Origin of the sequence: Vibrio sp. T20 (assembly GCF_007858795.1) — a bacterium.
GTDB lineage: Bacteria > Pseudomonadota > Gammaproteobacteria > Enterobacterales > Vibrionaceae > Vibrio > Vibrio satsumensis.
In genome coordinates this window covers 1-289 of sequence record NZ_VFEB01000082.1, presented here as the reverse complement: position 1 = coordinate 289, position 289 = coordinate 1, and the positions used below count along the sequence as shown (strand labels likewise).

The 289-nt window shown below is 43.9% G+C and carries 1 pseudogene; it reads right to left on the bottom strand.

Going from position 1 to position 289, the window contains the following annotated elements:
- A pseudogene (locus FTW16_RS08375) lies at positions 1-289 on the bottom strand (glycosyltransferase family 1 protein); the annotation flags it as partial.

The following is a 289-nucleotide window of genomic DNA, read 5'->3' as shown; positions in this document are numbered from 1 at the left end:
TCCCAATGTTGTGAATAACTTGGCAAAGAATGATGTGGTTTTGGACCAAGGTAATGAATATTGTCAAGGTTAGGAAGCGCTAAATTATCAAGCTCATTCGGGCCGATGAATACAAAGTCCCATTTCGGCATTGCTGTCGCTACATGTTCAATAAGGCCGTAATCGAGCCATTGAGATAGGCTGCCATAAAAACCTGCGATTGGTCTGTGATTACTGGGTAAGTCTTTCGCTCTCGGTACTTGAGTAGAGAAAAGGCTAACATCTACGCCATGTGGCAACAGCTGGACTT